Origin of the sequence: Polaribacter sp. KT25b, from assembly GCF_900105145.1 — a bacterium.
GTDB lineage: Bacteria > Bacteroidota > Bacteroidia > Flavobacteriales > Flavobacteriaceae > Polaribacter.
The window spans coordinates 1,323,926-1,341,034 of record NZ_LT629752.1 but is presented as its reverse complement, the minus strand read 5'-3'; the positions used below and the strand labels follow the sequence as shown (position 1 = coordinate 1,341,034).

The window sequence follows — 17,109 nt, the reverse complement described above, 5'->3', positions numbered from 1 at the left end:
CATCCACTTTTAATAAGAAAAAAGTAAAAAAAATCTGTTTAGACATTTTCTAAACAGATTTTTGTATTTTAGTAGCATCTTTAAATTTCCTGCTATGAAAAAATTTTCCCTAATTATCTGTTTATTATTGATTTCTTCTTTTGGTTATTCTCAATCAAAAAAAATGTTGAAATTTAAAAAAGAGTATACTACTTTAGAATATTTAGTTAAAACAAAAACAGATAGTTTAAACTATCTTACCACACAGAAAATAAACAAACTATCATATAAAGCTAAAACAGAATTAAGCGAATTAGAAGAAAAATATGGTTCTAGTAATTTGAAAATTATGTTATACCATAATAAATACAATAAAGAAGTCTCTAAGGTTAATAGTAAATACGAAATAGAAATTGCAGAAACACAAGGAGAACATCAATTAGCAATGTCTAAAATTCAATTTAAATTTGAAACTGAAGTTGCTAAATTACAACTGAAATATGAAATCTATTAAACAAAAAAAATCCGTTTAGAAATTCTAAACGGATTTTTTTATTCCTAAAATTATTTTTTAATTTTTAATAAACTTTTTAGTGATTGCTGTTTTATCAGTATAAATTTTAACTAGATACAATCCTTTAGATAAATCTTCTACTTGAATGCTGTTAAAATTATTTGTAGCTTTTTTAACCATACTTCCTAACGTTGAGTAAATTTCAATTTTTGAAATATCAACAGAGTTTGATTTTATAAAAAGTGTATTCTTAACAGGATTTGGATACACAATTATTTCATCATTTAAATTAACATCAGTAGTATTTAAAGAACCACAACTATCACCAACTTTATAATTGATATATTTTGTAACTGCTAAACCACCTGCAAAAGCAAATTTACATCCATAAGAAATAGTTTCTCCTTGAGTTAAACCACCAATGGTTTTTGTAAATTTTAATCCAGAAACACTTTCCATTTGCGTTTCACCAAAAGGAGATTCTTTCCATAAATAAGCAACAACTCCTACTCTATCTGTATCTAACAACTCAAAAGTTATTTTTACGCTTGTTCCTATCGTTTCAAAAGTAGCAGTATAACCTGTAGAAAAAGAACCTTGTTGTGCATCATTTGATGTTTCTGTACATTCTTTTACTTCATTAACAGTAATATTTATACTTAGAGAAGTAGTTTGTGCAGCTTCATTATCTATAGCAATTGCTTTTATTTCATGAGCGCCAACGGTAGCATTTGTCCAATTAAAAGAAAAAGGTGCCGTGGTATCTTCACCAATTTTTGTGTTACCATCGTAAAACTCAACTTTTGTAATTGTTCCATCTAAATCTGCAGCAGAAGTTGTAATATTTATTGCTGTTCCTACAGAAAAAGAATTATTGTTTGATGGTGATGTAATTGAAATTGTAGGACTTGCATTCGCATTATCTTGAACAATAACCAACACAAAACTATTTGCAGAATAAGTGCCATCACTAACCGTTAGCTTACATTTGTAAATACCTTTTTCTAAGTTTGATATTGATGGAGATTCTAAAGTAGTATCATTAAAATTAATTATTGATGGACCATAAATTTGTTCCCATAAAAACGTAATTGTTTCATCTTCTGGATCATTACTTAAAGAACCGTCTAAAGTTGCAGTTGTTTCTGGAGAAATAACAACAACATTATTTCCTGCATTTGCAACTGGAGGCATATAATCTAAAGGAGCTGCGTATGTAAAATCCATTTTTGCTAAATTAAATTCTCCATTTACAAAAACTGCTCTTAAAATGTGTTTTCCTTTTGTAAACTCAATGTCATTTACGGTTTTAGTTTGCCAACTAGACCAATCACTTGTATAAGTCAAATTAATATCTGAGCTAATTTTTTTACCATCAATCTCAAAATAAAAAGGACCTCCTCCATTAGAATTACCAGAAGCAAAACGTACATCTACATTGTATTTACCAGAAGTTTGCACATCAATTGAATACTCTAACCATTCGCCAGCAGAAATCCAACCCACTGTATTTCCTTCTGTATTATCCATTGCAGCATCTACATATTCATCTGTTCTAAAATCACCTTCATTATTTTGAGAAACATCAACATAAGAAATATTTTGCCCAACTCCGCCTTCAAATTTATCATAATTTCCTGCTTCAATACTTCCTGGAATTGTAAAAGCTGTGTCTAAAAAAGGTACTTGTTCACCAACCTGAATTTGTACAATATTGGTTACATTAAAATTCGTATTTTCATAAACTTTTGCATACATACCATGTACACCAAGTACTAAATTTTCTGCTTTAAAATTATATGGAGCATCCGTTTTTGTACCAATTAAAGTTGTTCCATCATAAAATTCAACTTTTGTAATTCCACTTCCTGTTGTTGCTACTGATAAATTTACACTTCCATTTGCATACGCTTGATTAAAATCTGAGCTTATAACTCCATAAATTAAAACATCTTTATTCGTAATCATTTGACGCGCAGGAACTGTTAATTGAAATCCATCAGAAAAAGAAACAATAATTTCTGAATTGGTATAATTATGAGCAACATACGTAGTTTCTCCATTTTGTTTAAAAACCATTGCAATTGGATAATCTGCAGTAATCGTTGCATCTACAACTCCCAAAGCATTTGCGCTGTGCAACCAATGATATGTTTGAGCATCAGAAATACCAAACTTTAAATTTCTATCAGGATACGCATTGTAAAGATTTACAGCTTCTTGTGGATTTATCATTGATAAATATTTCCAATAGGTATCATGCCATAAATTATCATTATTTTCTTGATTTAAAACCCCTGTATTTTGAGAAATTTCATCCCATAATTTTTGTGCGTACGTTTGATTATGACCTAAATAAAAAGATCCTGCATGAATTGGGTACATTTCTATACCATAAGAAGCAGCAATATCTGAAGTCCAAAAAGTACCATTATCATAAGAATTTCCCCAAATTCTAGACACTAAACTATATTGTTGCGAACTAGAAAAATTGCGTTCATAAACATCAAACCAATATTCCTCAATGGCAGTTTGCTCTGTTGTGTAAATATAAATTCCTAAATCTCTAATTTCTTTGTTGTTTGAAATCGTTCCCCAATGAATTAAAGAAGATGCAAATTGCATACTTTCTGATGTTGATTCTTGATCATTTCCTTGTGGAAAAGAGGCAAATCCATTTGCCCAACTATGACCTGCATACGGACTAAAATTTCTTAAAAAAGGAAACGTGTCATCATTTCTGTCTGATGAAGCTGCATCTCTCACTAAAAGATTTATCATTTCTCCCCATTGATTCATCCAACCTGGTTGAAATTGCTCCATAAAAGCTGCGGCATGAATAAAATATCCCCAATGAAAATGATGATCATTTATATTAGAATCTTGTCCATGACCTGCAGGATAACCTATTAAAGTAGAATACTCAGTATTGTAATAAAAAAGAAATGCTTTTTCTCCAGATTCAAAAGACAACCAGTCTTCTAAACGTTCTTTTACAGTTGCAATCATTTTATCTCTTGCAGCAATATTGCCTGTTTGATCTGCAATTCTTGCCGTTTGAATTAAACGATTCATAACTTGCCCTTCGTTATAGGAATCTGTCCAAGTTGCTAAACCATCATTTTCAATTTGAGCAATTTTACTATCTAAAGCAGCAGCACTAAAACCTTCACTATAATTTGCTAAATATGGTAACGTTGGCAAAATACCTTTAAATGTATTTTCTACTGAAAAAGTATTTCCTTTTAACATTTTTAAAGCACCTCTTACTGAGCTATAAGTTGCCTCATTTGGCGTTGCAGAAATTGCTGATAAATTATTCCATTGATGAGGCAATAAACCCAATAACATGTCTGTTTCTGTACCTTCTTTTACATCAGTAGTAACATTAAACGTTGTTGTTACTTTAGATGATGTTTCATTATAAACCCAAGAAGTTTCTGAATTTGTAGGAAAAACATAGGCATATTTTTTAAATTCTTGTGCTGAAGTAGTTACATTTGATGTATTTTGAGGCAACATTATCATAGACCAATAATCTTTTCCGTTTAATGTTGATGTAAAAGTACTGCCAGAATTTACCCAAGAACTGCCTGAAGGCGCATAAAAAACAAAATCTGCTCCACTTGTAGCATTTTCTATAATTAGCATTTCGTTATTAATGGTTGCTGTACCAGAATTTACTTTAATTTCTACAATATCATCAGCATCCTTTTCAAAATATAAAAAAGGCATTCCAATTCCTGCTGTTGTTTTTAATTCATGATTAGCATCTTTCCAATTCATGGTTACTGTCCAATCAGAATAATCAGAAACGGTGGTTTTTGTTGTGGATAAACCAGACAGTTTTACTTCAATTGGTGCAGAATCGCCAATAACTCCAGATGGAATATAGGTTACAATTAAACCATTATTTGTGGTTTTTAAAGTCATAGGATAATTAAATAAATTATCTGCATGATCTTCTTTTAGTAATTTAGACCACCAATCATTTGTTGGTACAGGTTTTCCTGCTGCATTGCCAGTTAATTGTGGCGCACCTGATGGATACCCATTTCTACCAGCAACATCTGTTCCTGGAAAAGTTTTAGTATAACTTCCATTTCCTGCTTGAACGGTTTGTGCAAAATTGGAAAATGAAAATGTTATGAATACTAAAAAAAGTAGTTTAGTTAATTTTGTTTTATACATAAAATTTAGTTTTCTCAAATATAGAACTCATTTCATTTTCAACACGTTAAACCACTAATACATAAACCATACAAAAAAGCACTTTGTTGTTTTAATATTAAAATAATCCATACAAAAACCATACAAAGTATATTTTACATAAAATTTTGCATAAAAAAATCCGTTTAGAGATTCTAAACGGATTTTTTAATATTTTAAGTTTATCAACTTATAAAAACGAAATCTACTCGAATTTTGTATTCATTTTAAGATACTCTAAAAATTCTCTTTTCGTTTCCTTTTCTTTAAATTTACCTCCAAATTCTGCTGTTACTGTAGAACTTTCTATGTCTTTAATTCCTCTAGAATTTACACATAAATGTTTCGCATCTATAACACAAGCAACATCTTGTGTACCCAAAGCTTCTTGCATTGCTTGTACAACTTGCATGGTTAAACGCTCTTGCACTTGTGGTCTTTTAGAAAAATACTCTACAATTCTGTTCATTTTTGATAAACCAATTACTTTTCCATCAGAAATATAAGCAACATGTGCTCTACCAATAATTGGTAATAAATGATGTTCGCATGTAGAATACACAACAATGTTTTTTTCTACCAACATTTCACCATAATTGTAGTTGTTTTCAAAAGTAGAAGCTTTTGGCATGTTTTTAGGATTTAAGCCCATAAACAACTCATTAACAAATGCTTTAGCAACTCTTTTTGGAGTTCCTTGTAAACTATCATCTGTTAAATCCATTCCTAAAGTGTTTAAAATATCTTTCACACTTTCTTGGATTCTTTCTATTTTTTCTTCATCAGAAATATCAAAAGCATCTGCTCTTAAAGGAGTTTTGGCTGATGTACCAATATGGTTTTCTCCTATTTCTTCAATTCTTTCGTCATTCATTTTGCTGTTCAATTCAAACATTTCAATCAATATTAATGTGCAAATTTACGTGTTTACAACGTATTATCTTAGTTTTTATTAAAATGTTCTCGATACAAAATTTCCGAAAAAGAAATTTCACTAGAACTGACACTATCTTATTTTTAATTATAATAGTTACATGCTGTCACATCGAGTAATTTTACTTTTCGCAAAATTGTATCGAGATGTTTATTAATTTAAAAAACTAGTTCAATTTTTCTACCAATTCTGATAAACTACAATTTGTTTGCTCACCAGAAATCATATTTTTTAAAGTAAAAACATCATTTTCTACTTCAGAAACCACAAATTCTATTTCTCTATTTGTAACGTATTTCCATTGTCGTTTTTGAGCCTTATTACTTTCACCTAAATCAGGATAAAATTCTGATTTGATATTATTTTCTCGTAAACTTTTTAATGCTTTCATTTTAAGAACATCTGTAGAAGCATCAAAATTTAAGAAAATAACTTTTGGTTTTGGCAAATCAACAGATTTAAACAAACCTAGCTCTTCTAAAACTAAATAAATTCTGTCTAATCCAAAAGATATTCCAACTCCAGAAACATCTTTTAAGCCAAAGATTCCTGTTAAATCATCATATCTTCCACCTCCACCAATAGAACCCATTTTTACACCTTTTGGTGCAGAAACTTCAAAAATTGCGCCTGTATAATAATTTAAACCTCTTGCTAAAGTTACATCAACTTCTAAATTTGCAGAGGCTAAACCTAATTCTTCAATGGCATTTATTACAAAACGTAACTCTTCAACTCCATTTTTTCCTTCTTCGGATGTTTGTAACATCGATTCTAAAGAAGCTAATTTCTCTAAATTAGAACCCGTAAAATTAAATAAAGGTTGCACTTTTTCTATCGCATCTTCTGTAATTCCTTTTGATAACATTTCTTTTACAACGCCATCTTTACCAATTTTATCTAACTTATCTAAAGCAACTGTAAAATCGATTAATTTATCTTGAGCACCAATAACTTCTGCAATTCCTGATAAAATTTTTCTATTATTGATTTTAATCGTTGTTTCTGATAAACCTAATTTACCAAAAACGGAATCATATAATTGTACAAATTCTACTTCTTGCCATAAAGATTTACTACCAACAACATCTGCATCACATTGAAAAAATTCTCTAAAACGCCCTTTTTGTGGTCTATCTGCTCTCCAAACAGGTTGCACTTGATACCTTTTAAAAGGAAATGTAATTTCGTTTTGATGTTGTACAACGTATCTTGCAAAAGGTACTGTAAGGTCGTAACGAAGTGCTTTTTCGGAGATATTTTTTGCTTTTTGAATGAGTTCTTCATAAAAAGTTTTTAGAATAACATCTTTAATATAATCTTTATTTTTTTCTAAATCTTCATCATCAAAACTTAATATTAAATCAGAATTTTTGTCAAGTGATGATAATAAAATAATTAAAAGCTCATCATTTGGAAGTTGCAATGAATTATCTTTATTTGTAGATTTTAACTGTTTTTTTAAATTATTAATTTGTAGATATTCAATACTTCCACTTTTTATAGATTCTATATAATGATATAAAATAGAAGGAAAAAGAGAATTAACTTTAAAATCAATACTTGAAAAATAATCTCCAGAATTCAAAATTTTAAAAATCAAACGATCTCCTTCTTCACCATATTTTCCCATTAAAGTTGATGAGTTTTCAAAACTAGGAGTTTCAATTGGTTGAAATCCGAAAGTTTCAAAACTAGTTTTAATCGTATTCATTATATACGTACGATTTGCTACTTCTGTTGGCGAAAAATCTCTTGTTCCTTTTGGTATGCTTGGTTTCATTTTTTAATTATGAATTGAAAATTATTAATTACGAAATAAATCAATTTAACACCAATTCGTAATTCAAAATTTGTAATTGTTAATTGAGTCGGCAAATATCGTAAAAATGGCGTAAAATTACTGAGTAGAATCGGTTTTATTTATTTGCTTTAACATAAACAAAGAAGCATTTAACTCAAAACCTAATAACAAGATAATTGCATTTAACCAAACAAATAACATTAAGATCAATAAAGTACCAATTGAACCATATAATTGATTGTATTGTGCAAATTTAACAACGTAAATTCCGAATAAATAAAAGGTACATAATGATAAAATAGTGGTTAAAATTGCACCAGCAGAAAAGAATTTTATTTGCTTTACTTGTTTTGTTCCAAATCTAAATAACAAAGAAACGGTTGTAAAAATCATTATTAAAAACAATAAGTATTTACCTAAGTTAAATAGATATAAATCTTCTGTATTTAACCAACCTTTATCATTCATTTTTGTTAATGCTACTTGATATAAAATTACTAAAGTTATAGTAATAATTAAAAATAATGAGATTACTAACGAAACTGCTAAAGAAATAAAATAAGCTTTAAAAATATTACGATTATCGTTTACATGATACGAATATTCGAAACCACCAAAAATTGCATTAATTCCGTTGGTCATTAAAAAAATTGAACCTAAAAATCCAAAAGATAATAAACCTCCATATTGATTCTTTGTAATATCAATTAAAACAGAATCTACAGCTTCGAAAGTTTGAGGCGGTAAAACATCTTTAATAAAAGAGAATAAACCTTCTTGAAAACCATCAATTGGTATATACGGAATTAACGTTAAAATAAATAGCATAAACGGGAAGATTGCCATAAAAAAGCTAAAAGCAATTCCGCCAGCACGCGATGTTAAAGCGCCTCTAATAATACCAATACTGTACATTTCTAGAACATCGTACAAAGACATTCCTTCTAAACCTGGTACTTTTATTTGCTTCCCAAATTTTACCAATAAATTTACAACTGGTATTTTAGATAAGTTTTTTTCTATTTCTTTTGTCATTTTTAAAGTTGCAAACTTAAGAGTAGTTGCAAAGTTTAAAAGTTAAATTAGTTTTTTTTGATTTTATACTTCTTATAAAACTTTATAATATTCTTTTAATTTCTCTTGCTAATTTATTAAATTTAAAACTTCGTTATTCAATAACAATTCTATATGCTGATAAAAGACCTGCAATATTTTCTTTACTAAACTTAGCACCTTTTAATTTATTTTTCTCTGGATTGATATTAAAATTAAATGCGGTTCTAAAATCTGATTTTTCTAAATTCGTATTCTCAAAAATAGCTTCTCTTACATCGCAATCATCAAGAGTAGAACTTGTTAAAATAGTTTCTGTAAAATCTACTTCTTGTAAATTACATTTACTAAATTTTGTGTTCGGAATTTTTAATTGATAAAATGACGAAAAATTTAATTGACAATCTTTAAACGAAAACTGTAATAAAAAAGGATCACATTCATTAAATTTTACGCCCAATAATTTACAATTAATAAAATTTACATCTTTAAAAGCTGTATTATTTATAATCGTATTGCTAAAATTACAATCTAAAAACTCACATTCTACAAACTGAATGTTTGATGCGTGAATTCCTTCAAAATTGCAATTTATAAAAGTACAATTATCATATTCTCCTTTATTGATTTTCGTTTTTGTGAAATCAATTTTTATAAATTCTTCATTATCAAAATAATCATCCATCTTTTAGATTAGTTTATAAAATTAGAAAGTTCGTTTACTTTCAAACTATAAAATTTCAAACCTTATAAATTACAGCGCTTTTAAACTTAAATCCATATTATAAACAGAATGTGTTAACGCGCCAGATGAAATAAAATCTACATCACATTCTGCATATTTTCTAATTGTATCTTCGTTAATTCCGCCAGAAGATTCTGTTAAACAAGTATCGCCAATTAATGCAACCGCTTTTTTGGTATCTTCATAATTAAAGTTGTCAATTAAAATTCTGTAAACACCTTTATTAGATAAAATTTCTTTAATTTCTTCTAAACTTCTAGCTTCTACAATAATTTTAATATCGATATTATTATCAGCTAAATATTTCTTAGTTTTTGTAATTGCAGCAGTAATTCCGCCAGCAAAATCTATATGATTATCTTTAATCATTACCATATCATACAACGCAAAACGGTGATTTTCTCCGCCACCAATTTTTACAGCCCATTTTTCTAAAGCTCTAATTCCTGGTGTAGTTTTTCTGGTATCTAAAACTTTTGTTTTTGTTCCTTTTAACAAATCAGCAAAAAAAGCAGTTTTCGTAGCAATTGCACTCATTCTTTGCATTGCATTTAAAACCAATCGTTCTGCCATTAAAATAGATTGCGATTTACCTGAAACATGAAAAACAATATCTCCATATTTAACTTTTTGGCCATCATTTATAAATGTTTCTACTTGTAAATCTTTATCTACGTAAGAAAAAACTTGTTTTGCAAATTCTACTCCAGCTATAATTCCATCATCTTTTACCAATAATTTTGCTTTTCCTTTTGCATCCGAAGGAATACAAGAAAGTGAAGTGTGATCGCCATCACCAATATCTTCTCTAATTGCGTTTTTTATAATAAGGTCTAATTCGTTGTTAAATTGTTCTTCTGATATCATATTTTTTAATTCTGATGTAAAAATAAGAATGATTTTCAACTTTCTATAACTTCTGATGCTTTTATGTTTTAAAACTGATAAATTTGTCATAAAAACAGACACTAATTTCACCAAAACTTCTCTATACAATTCTACTAAAAAAAAAAAAGAATGACATGAAGTGACATTTTAGTTTTACTCTAACATTTTATTACTCACGAAATGTTTTATCGAGTGAAATTCTTTATTTAAGAATTTTGTATCGAGATGTTTTTTAATTCATAATTTGTAATTTTGAAAAATGAAAATTAAACTATTAGCAATAGGAAAAACGGATAACAAACAATTAATAAAATTAATTGAAGAATATCAAAATCGTTTAAAACATTATATTAAGTTTGAGTTAGAAATAATACCCGATATTAAAAATGTTAAGAATTTAAGCGAAGTTCAGCAAAAAGAAAAAGAAGGCGAACTTATTTTATCTAAACTACAAAATACCGACGAATTAATTTTGTTAGATGATAAAGGAAAACACTATACTTCTATTGAGTTTTCTAAATATTTACAGAAAAAAATGAATTCTGGACTTAAACAATTGGTTTTAGTAATTGGGGGTCCTTATGGTTTTTCTGATGCTGTTTACAATAAATCTACCGGAAAAATATCATTATCTAAAATGACTTTTTCTCATCAAATGATTCGCCTTTTTATTGTAGAACAACTCTACAGAGGTTTTACAATTTTAAAGAATGAACCTTATCATCATGAATAAAAAGATATATAATTACGTTGTGTTTTTATGCTTTAAATAATCTTGAGGAGAAAATGTTGTTATTTTTTTAAAAGCAATAAAAAACGGATTATACGATGAAAAACCAGTTTTATAAGCTAAAGATTCAAAAGTCTCAGTATTTAAAAACCCTTTTTCAATAAGAGAAATAGCATCTTGTATTCTACTATTCATTCTGTATTCTGAAAAAGAAATTTTAGAATGATATTTAAATAAATACACAATATGACTTGTTGGAACGCCTAATTTTTCGGCAATATCACTTTGAGAAGTTTTTTGATTTCGAAAAACTAATTTTTCTGTACTTAATTTATCAACTTCTATAATATAACTTTCTATATCTGTACTAATATTTTCTTGCAATTTCTGGTCTTGAGTACTTTTTATAGTGCTTGTTTCTAAAACCCAATTATTACCAGTTATCGAAATAATTTCTTTCTTTTCTGATAATAAGTCTGAAAACTTTAATAAAGTTTTATTCAATATTGGTAATCCATATAATATTTCTGGAGAAATTAAAATTTTAAAAAAAATAAATAACCAAAAGATTAATGAAAAAATAGCCATTGATTTTCCAGAAACGGCAAGTCCTTTATGAAATTCTGTATATAAAGAAATTAATACCATTAAACTATTAAGTACATTAATCACAAAAAAAATTATAGTCCAATTTTTAATTAATTTAAAATGCTCTTTGTTTAAATCATGGTTTTTTCTAAACCAAATTTTCTTACTTAATAAGTTAAAAATCAATAATAAATAAAACAGTATAAATATTGCAATAAAAAAGAAATTAGTAATAGGTCCAAAATAAAATATAAAACTATTATCTAAAGCTTCTATAGAATTAATAAAATACAGAAAAACAATAAAAATAATATGTTTTAAATCTTTTAGTTTATATCCTTTTTCTTGTAGAGTTAGATGATTATAATATAAATAAGAAGCAGGAACAATAGTTAAATATAATAATGAATATAAACCACTATCTGGCTGTAAAAATGTTTGTAAACCTAAATAATAACTACCATGTATTAAATATCGTATGGAAACAATACTAAAAATTAAAACTAAAAAAAAATTACAAAAGGGATTGGATTTATAATGCCTTAACATTAAGGCAAGTGTAATAAAACCGATTATACCAGTAAACAAGAATAAAAATGATTCTAACAAGCTCTTTTTTAATTCAAATATAATAAAATAGCTTATTTCTTTAAAATATAATTTACTGATTCTTTAAAACTCTTACTGATTTACTTAAAAATGCAACAATAAGTAAATAATAATATAATTTCATATTGATTTTTAATCTAAATTCGATTTTATAAAAGTTGCAGCTATGAATTGCAATTACTTTTAAAACTATGCATACCTGTTAATATTAAATGTTTTTTAAATAATAGTAAGAATTAATTATTTAGCTTTGGGGGAAGATAAAAATAATACTACTATATTTTAATAAAACAATATTGGCAGGTTTTTTTATGTCTTTCCAAAAAAATCTTCTACACTGATATTTCTTACTAAAAATTTCTTAACAAATAGTACTTAATATTTGCTCTATCTTTAGAATTATAATAATATAAAGTTATGCTACTGATCTAACAAAGGTTCAAAACATCAATAAATTTTTAGATTAATAGAAATATAGACAACTTAAAATTAATATTGACTAAATACTAAAAGGGTTTAGTAATGTTGGTAAACACATTACTAAACCCTTTTTTAAAACTGAAATTATTACTATATAAATTAAAAATTTTTAAATAAATAAATTCAAATTTGATTGTTCTGCTTCTTCAAGATAATTAGCAACTCCGCCAATATGAACACCTTCTAACAACTCTTCTTTATCAACTCCCATAATATCCATACTCATTTGGCAAGCAATCATATTAATACCACTTTCTTGAGCAACTTGAATCATCGTTTCTAAAGCATCTACATGCTTATCTTTCATTCGCCATTTCATCATTAAACGTCCCATTCCACCCATATTCATATTAGAAAGACTCAATTCACCTGCATGACCCGGCATCATTTTACTAAACATATTACCCATTGTATCTTTTTTTACTTTAGGTTTATTTGCATTTTTAATTACATTTAAACCCCAAAAAGTAAAAAACATTGTTACTCTTTTTCCCATACTTGCTGCTCCATTAGCAATTACAAAAGAAGCAAGTGCTTTATCTAAATCATCACTAAAAACAACAATAGTTTTATGATCTAGAGGAGCTTGTAATCCTTGAAACACTTCTTTTTTTTGCTTCTCAATTACAGCTTTAATTTCACCAGCATTATTTTCTCTAGTAACCAATTTATTACCAGTAACCTTACACCAAGATTCAACATCTCCAAAAAAACCAGGATCTGTAGCAATTACTTCCATTTGATCTCCATCAGATAGATTATCTATATTTTCTTTTAATTTTAAAATTGGACCAGGACATTGCAATCCACAAGCATCTACCTCAATCTTTTTTACAGTAATTGGAATAATTGTTTCTTCGACATTTTTAATTTTTACCTCATTTTTAAAAAAAATTGGATTAGATTGTTCTGCCATTGCTTGTTTGTACACTTTTAAACCACCAGAAAGATTGTAAACATCGTCGTAACCATGTTGACGAAGAATACGAGCAGCTACATAACCACGTAAACCTGCAGCACAGTAAATCATTACTTTTTTATCTTTAGGAATTTTATTTAAATGATTACGAATATCATCAACATTAAGATGCAACGCTCCATCAATAGAATTTAAAGCATATTCCTCTGCTGTTCTAACATCAAGAACAAAAGAATCTTTTATACTTCGTTTTTTAAATTGAAAAGGAGATAATGGTTTAAACAAACCTCTTATAATATTTTCTGCATTAAAACCTGCCTGATTTACAGGATCTTTTGCAGAACTAAATGGTGGCGCATATGCATGTTCAATTTCTTGTAAATCGTAAATTGTTCCTCCATTTTTAATTGTGGTAGCTAACAAATCTAATCGTTTATCAATACCTTTATACCCTACAATTTGACCTCCTAATAGCTTCCCATTAACAGGATCAAAACTAATTTTCATAATCATTTGCATAGCTCCTGGATAATAACCTGCATGCGAACCAGCGTTTACAATTGTACTTTCATGCTTTATTCCTAAAGCTTTTAATCCTCTGTGTGTTAAACCTGTAATACCAGCAGTTAAATCAAACACTTTTGCAATTGCAGTACCTATTGAACCTGTATATTTTCGTTTATGACCATACACCATATTATCGGCCAAAATACGACCTTGTTTATTTGCAGGGCCTGCTAAAAATGCTAAACTTGGTTTTCCTGTAATTGGATGAGGAAATTCTATAGCATCACCAACAGCATAAATATCCTTTTTTGATGTTTGTAAATATTCATCAACCCAAATTCCTCCTGCATCACCAATTTTAATTCCGGCAGTTTTGGCTAAAAAAGTATCTGGTTTTACTCCTATTGAAAGTATCACAAAATCAGCTGAGATAACTCTTTCACTAGAAAGGTGTACATCTATAAGGTCTCCATTAGGAACAAATTCTTTTACAGCATCTTCTAAAAACAAACCAACATTTTTTTCTTTAAAATGCTGATGTAATGGAGCTGCAATTTCACTATCCATCATATTCATAACCTGGCTTGCAGCTTCAACAACAGTTACTTTAACACCAATAAGATGTAAGTTTTCTGCCATTTCTAAACCAATAAATCCTGCACCAACAACAACTGCTGTTCTTGGATGCTCATCATCTACAAATGCTTTTATTTTATCTGTATCTTGCACATTACGTAGCGTAAAAATATTAGGAGAATTAATACCTGGAATTGGTGGTTTAATTGGAGAAGCTCCTGGCGATAAAATTAATTTATCATACGTTTCTGTATACGTTTCATCTGTTTCTATTTTTTTAACTGAAACACTTTTTTCATCAGAATTAATCGAAATAACCTCAGAATAAATACGAATATCTATATTAAAACGAGCATTAAAACTCTCGGGAGTTTGTACTAAAAGTTTATTTCTATCTTTAATAACACCACCAATATAATATGGTAAACCACAATTTGCATAAGAAATATGTGGCCCTTTTTCTAACATGATAATTTCTGCATTTTCATCAATTCTTCTCAAACGAGCTGCTGTAGTTGCACCACCTGCAACTCCTCCTATTATAATATACTTCATATATTTAATTTTATCATTGAGTTTTACTCAAAATTTTATACGCTATTTACGTTTGCAAATTAACAAGTTATTACAATTTATATGTGTAACTTTTATCACATATAGCTCATAAAACAAAGGTTTTGGCACCAAAAATACTTGCTACTATTAAACAATGATTTTTATCATATTTCTACTTTTTATTTGCTGATTATTAAATAGTGGATTGCATTATAAAAACAAAAAACTTATACTTTTGAAACTATACTAATTTGTGCCTTTTAACCTTTAAAAACTTTGTAACTTTGTTTTTTAAATACAATTCAAGAAAAAAACATGAAACTGGTATTTGCCACCAACAACCTAAATAAACTTGCTGAAGTTCAAAAAATGTTACCTGCTTCTATAGAATTATTGAGTTTAAAAGACATTAATTGTTTTGATGAAGTTGATGAAACTGAGCTAACTTTAGAAGGAAATGCAAAATTAAAAGCGAATTATATTACAGAAAAATTTGGTTTTAATTGTTTTGCTGATGATACAGGTCTTGAAGTAGAAAGTTTAGATGGTAAACCTGGTGTTTTTTCTGCACGTTTTGCTGGTGAACCTAGCAATTCTGAAAAAAATATGAAAAAATTATTATCAGAATTAGAACATAAAACCAATAGAAAAGCACAATTTAGAACGGCTATTTGTCTTAATATTGATAAAAATCAATTTATATTTGAAGGTATTTGTAATGGTGAAATTCTAGAAAAAAAACATGGCGAAAAAGGTTTTGGTTATGATCCTATTTTTAAACCAGAAGGATATAGCGTTTCTTTTGCAGAAATGTCATCCGAAGAAAAAAATAAAATTTCTCATAGAGGAATTGCAATACAAAAATTAGTCGCTTTTTTAAAAAAGTATAACAAATAATGTCTGTCTTGAACTCAGTCGAAACCTAAAAACATCTCGACTGCGCTCGATAAGACAAATTAAATCAATGGAAAACAAATCGTACACAAAACACTTTATTTACTTATCTGTTTTACTGGTAGTTTTGTTTTTTGTAAACGTTAGCTTAGGATCAGTTTCAATTCAGTTTAAAGATATTTTTAAAATTTTACTTGGCGGAATTCCAGAGAAAGAAAGTTGGCAAATAATCCTTTTAAACTTTAGATTACCAAAAGCAATAACAGCAGTTTTAGTAGGCTCTGGATTATCTATTTGTGGTTTGTTAATGCAAACACTTTTTAGAAACCCGTTAGCTGGTCCGTTTGTTTTAGGTATTTCTTCTGGCGCAAGTTTGGGAGTTGCTTTATTAATTTTAGGTTCATCGGTTTTTGGAGGTTTTTTATTAAACGCTTCCATTTCTAATTGGTCTTTGCCAATTGCTTCGAGTTTAGGCGCTTTTTTAGTTTTATCAGCAGTAATTATTGCTGCCAATAAAGTTAAAAATACCATGTCTATTTTAATTATCGGTTTAATGTTTGGTAGTTTAACATCTGCAATTATAAGTGTTTTAGCTTATTTTTCTGAAGCTGCTCAAATTCAGCAATATTTATTTTGGAGTTTTGGAAGTTTAGGCAATTTGAGTTGGAATGAAATTAGCATTTTTGCTATTATTTATTTGATAGGAATTACAGGAACAATATTTGTTATTAAGCCTTTAAATAGTTTTTTATTAGGCGAGAATTATGCAAAAAGTTTAGGAATTAATATTAAGAGAAGTAGAAATATTATTTTATTAATTACAAGTATATTAACTGGTGTAATTACTGCTTTTTCTGGACCAATTGCTTTTGTTGGCTTAGCTGTACCACATATTTCCAGAATGCTTTTTACAACTTCTAATCATAAAATATTAATTCCGTCTTCAGCAATTATTGGCGCAATTGTATTGTTAATTTGCGATTCTATTGCGCAATTACCAACAAGCGAATTTACACTTCCAATAAATGCAATTACATCACTTTTTGGTGCTCCAATCGTTATTTGGTTGTTAATGCGGAAAAAAAGGATATTTGTGTAAAGAAGTTTGAAAGTTTGAAAGTTTGA

The 17,109-nt window shown here is 28.1% G+C and carries 12 protein-coding genes; 4 read left to right on the top strand and 8 right to left on the bottom strand.

Annotation, left to right across the window (positions count from 1 at the left end; all coding sequences use genetic code 11):
• Positions 1 to 94 precede the first annotated feature (94 nt).
• Positions 95 to 493 (top strand): hypothetical protein, encoded by a 399-nt coding sequence (locus BLT70_RS05640; RefSeq protein WP_157691837.1) that lies wholly within the window; start codon positions 95 to 97, stop codon positions 491 to 493.
• Between the two features lie 57 nt (positions 494 to 550).
• Here BLT70_RS05640 and BLT70_RS05635 read toward each other — a convergent pair whose 3' ends face one another.
• From BLT70_RS05635 to nadC, 6 genes are all read right to left on the bottom strand, one after another.
• On the bottom strand, positions 551 to 4,684 hold the full coding sequence (locus BLT70_RS05635) for a glycosyl hydrolase (RefSeq protein ID WP_091892481.1): 4,134 nt from the start codon (positions 4,682 to 4,684) through the stop codon (positions 551 to 553).
• A gap of 223 nt (positions 4,685 to 4,907) precedes the next feature.
• Positions 4,908 to 5,576 carry a GTP cyclohydrolase I FolE gene (gene folE, locus BLT70_RS05630; protein WP_231962830.1) on the bottom strand — a complete coding sequence of 223 codons (669 nt, stop codon included), beginning with the start codon at positions 5,574 to 5,576 and terminating at the stop codon, positions 4,908 to 4,910.
• A gap of 226 nt (positions 5,577 to 5,802) precedes the next feature.
• Entirely contained in the window at positions 5,803 to 7,419 is a 1,617-nt protein-coding gene (gene hisS, locus BLT70_RS05625; RefSeq protein WP_091892477.1) for a histidine--tRNA ligase, read from the bottom strand.
• Positions 7,420 to 7,536: 117 nt separating this feature from the next.
• Positions 7,537 to 8,475 carry a YihY/virulence factor BrkB family protein gene (locus BLT70_RS05620; protein ID WP_091892475.1) on the bottom strand — a complete coding sequence of 313 codons (939 nt, stop codon included), beginning with the start codon at positions 8,473 to 8,475 and terminating at the stop codon, positions 7,537 to 7,539.
• Positions 8,476 to 8,608: 133 nt separating this feature from the next.
• Positions 8,609 to 9,178: a pentapeptide repeat-containing protein gene (locus BLT70_RS05615; protein ID WP_091892473.1), complete on the bottom strand. Its 570-nt coding sequence runs from the start codon at positions 9,176 to 9,178 to the stop codon at positions 8,609 to 8,611.
• A 69-nt stretch (positions 9,179 to 9,247) separates the two neighbouring features.
• Entirely contained in the window at positions 9,248 to 10,105 is an 858-nt protein-coding gene (gene nadC, locus BLT70_RS05610) for a carboxylating nicotinate-nucleotide diphosphorylase (RefSeq protein ID WP_091897445.1), read from the bottom strand.
• Positions 10,106 to 10,385: 280 nt separating this feature from the next.
• On the opposite strand from nadC, the gene rlmH reads away from it, so the two are divergent.
• Complete coding sequence (gene rlmH / locus BLT70_RS05605) at positions 10,386 to 10,859, top strand: 23S rRNA (pseudouridine(1915)-N(3))-methyltransferase RlmH (protein ID WP_091892471.1); 474 nt, start codon at positions 10,386 to 10,388, stop codon at positions 10,857 to 10,859.
• A 12-nt stretch (positions 10,860 to 10,871) separates the two neighbouring features.
• On the opposite strand, the gene BLT70_RS05600 is transcribed toward rlmH, so the two are convergent.
• On the bottom strand, positions 10,872 to 11,993 hold the full coding sequence (locus BLT70_RS05600) for an AraC family transcriptional regulator (RefSeq protein WP_231962828.1): 1,122 nt from the start codon (positions 11,991 to 11,993) through the stop codon (positions 10,872 to 10,874).
• Positions 11,994 to 12,642: 649 nt separating this feature from the next.
• Positions 12,643 to 15,090: an FAD-dependent oxidoreductase gene (locus tag BLT70_RS05595; protein ID WP_091892466.1), complete on the bottom strand. Its 2,448-nt coding sequence runs from the start codon at positions 15,088 to 15,090 to the stop codon at positions 12,643 to 12,645.
• A 315-nt stretch (positions 15,091 to 15,405) separates the two neighbouring features.
• Between BLT70_RS05595 and BLT70_RS05590 the strand changes: the two genes are divergently transcribed.
• Positions 15,406 to 15,987, top strand: a complete 582-nt coding sequence (locus tag BLT70_RS05590) for a non-canonical purine NTP diphosphatase (protein ID WP_091892464.1) — start codon at positions 15,406 to 15,408, stop codon at positions 15,985 to 15,987.
• A gap of 67 nt (positions 15,988 to 16,054) precedes the next feature.
• A complete protein-coding gene (locus BLT70_RS05585; RefSeq protein ID WP_091892462.1) occupies positions 16,055 to 17,083 on the top strand; it encodes an iron ABC transporter permease in 1,029 nt (342 codons plus the stop codon).
• The last annotated feature ends 26 nt before the right edge of the window (positions 17,084 to 17,109 follow it).

What these genes read in the sequence shown, in the direction of transcription:
- BLT70_RS05640 (WP_157691837.1), top strand. Translation starts at nt 95, where the DNA reads ATGAAAAAATTTTCCCTAATTATCTGTTTATTATTGATTTCTTCTTTT.
- BLT70_RS05635 (WP_091892481.1), bottom strand. Translation starts at nt 4,684, where the DNA reads ATGTATAAAACAAAATTAACTAAACTACTTTTTTTAGTATTCATAACA.
- folE (WP_231962830.1), bottom strand. Translation starts at nt 5,576, where the DNA reads ATGAATGACGAAAGAATTGAAGAAATAGGAGAAAACCATATTGGTACA.
- hisS (WP_091892477.1), bottom strand. Translation starts at nt 7,419, where the DNA reads ATGAAACCAAGCATACCAAAAGGAACAAGAGATTTTTCGCCAACAGAA.
- BLT70_RS05620 (WP_091892475.1), bottom strand. Translation starts at nt 8,475, where the DNA reads ATGACAAAAGAAATAGAAAAAAACTTATCTAAAATACCAGTTGTAAAT.
- BLT70_RS05615 (WP_091892473.1), bottom strand. Translation starts at nt 9,178, where the DNA reads ATGGATGATTATTTTGATAATGAAGAATTTATAAAAATTGATTTCACA.
- nadC (WP_091897445.1), bottom strand. Translation starts at nt 10,105, where the DNA reads ATGATATCAGAAGAACAATTTAACAACGAATTAGACCTTATTATAAAA.
- rlmH (WP_091892471.1), top strand. Translation starts at nt 10,386, where the DNA reads ATGAAAATTAAACTATTAGCAATAGGAAAAACGGATAACAAACAATTA.
- BLT70_RS05600 (WP_231962828.1), bottom strand. Translation starts at nt 11,993, where the DNA reads ATGTTAAGGCATTATAAATCCAATCCCTTTTGTAATTTTTTTTTAGTT.
- BLT70_RS05595 (WP_091892466.1), bottom strand. Translation starts at nt 15,090, where the DNA reads ATGAAGTATATTATAATAGGAGGAGTTGCAGGTGGTGCAACTACAGCA.
- BLT70_RS05590 (WP_091892464.1), top strand. Translation starts at nt 15,406, where the DNA reads ATGAAACTGGTATTTGCCACCAACAACCTAAATAAACTTGCTGAAGTT.
- BLT70_RS05585 (WP_091892462.1), top strand. Translation starts at nt 16,055, where the DNA reads ATGGAAAACAAATCGTACACAAAACACTTTATTTACTTATCTGTTTTA.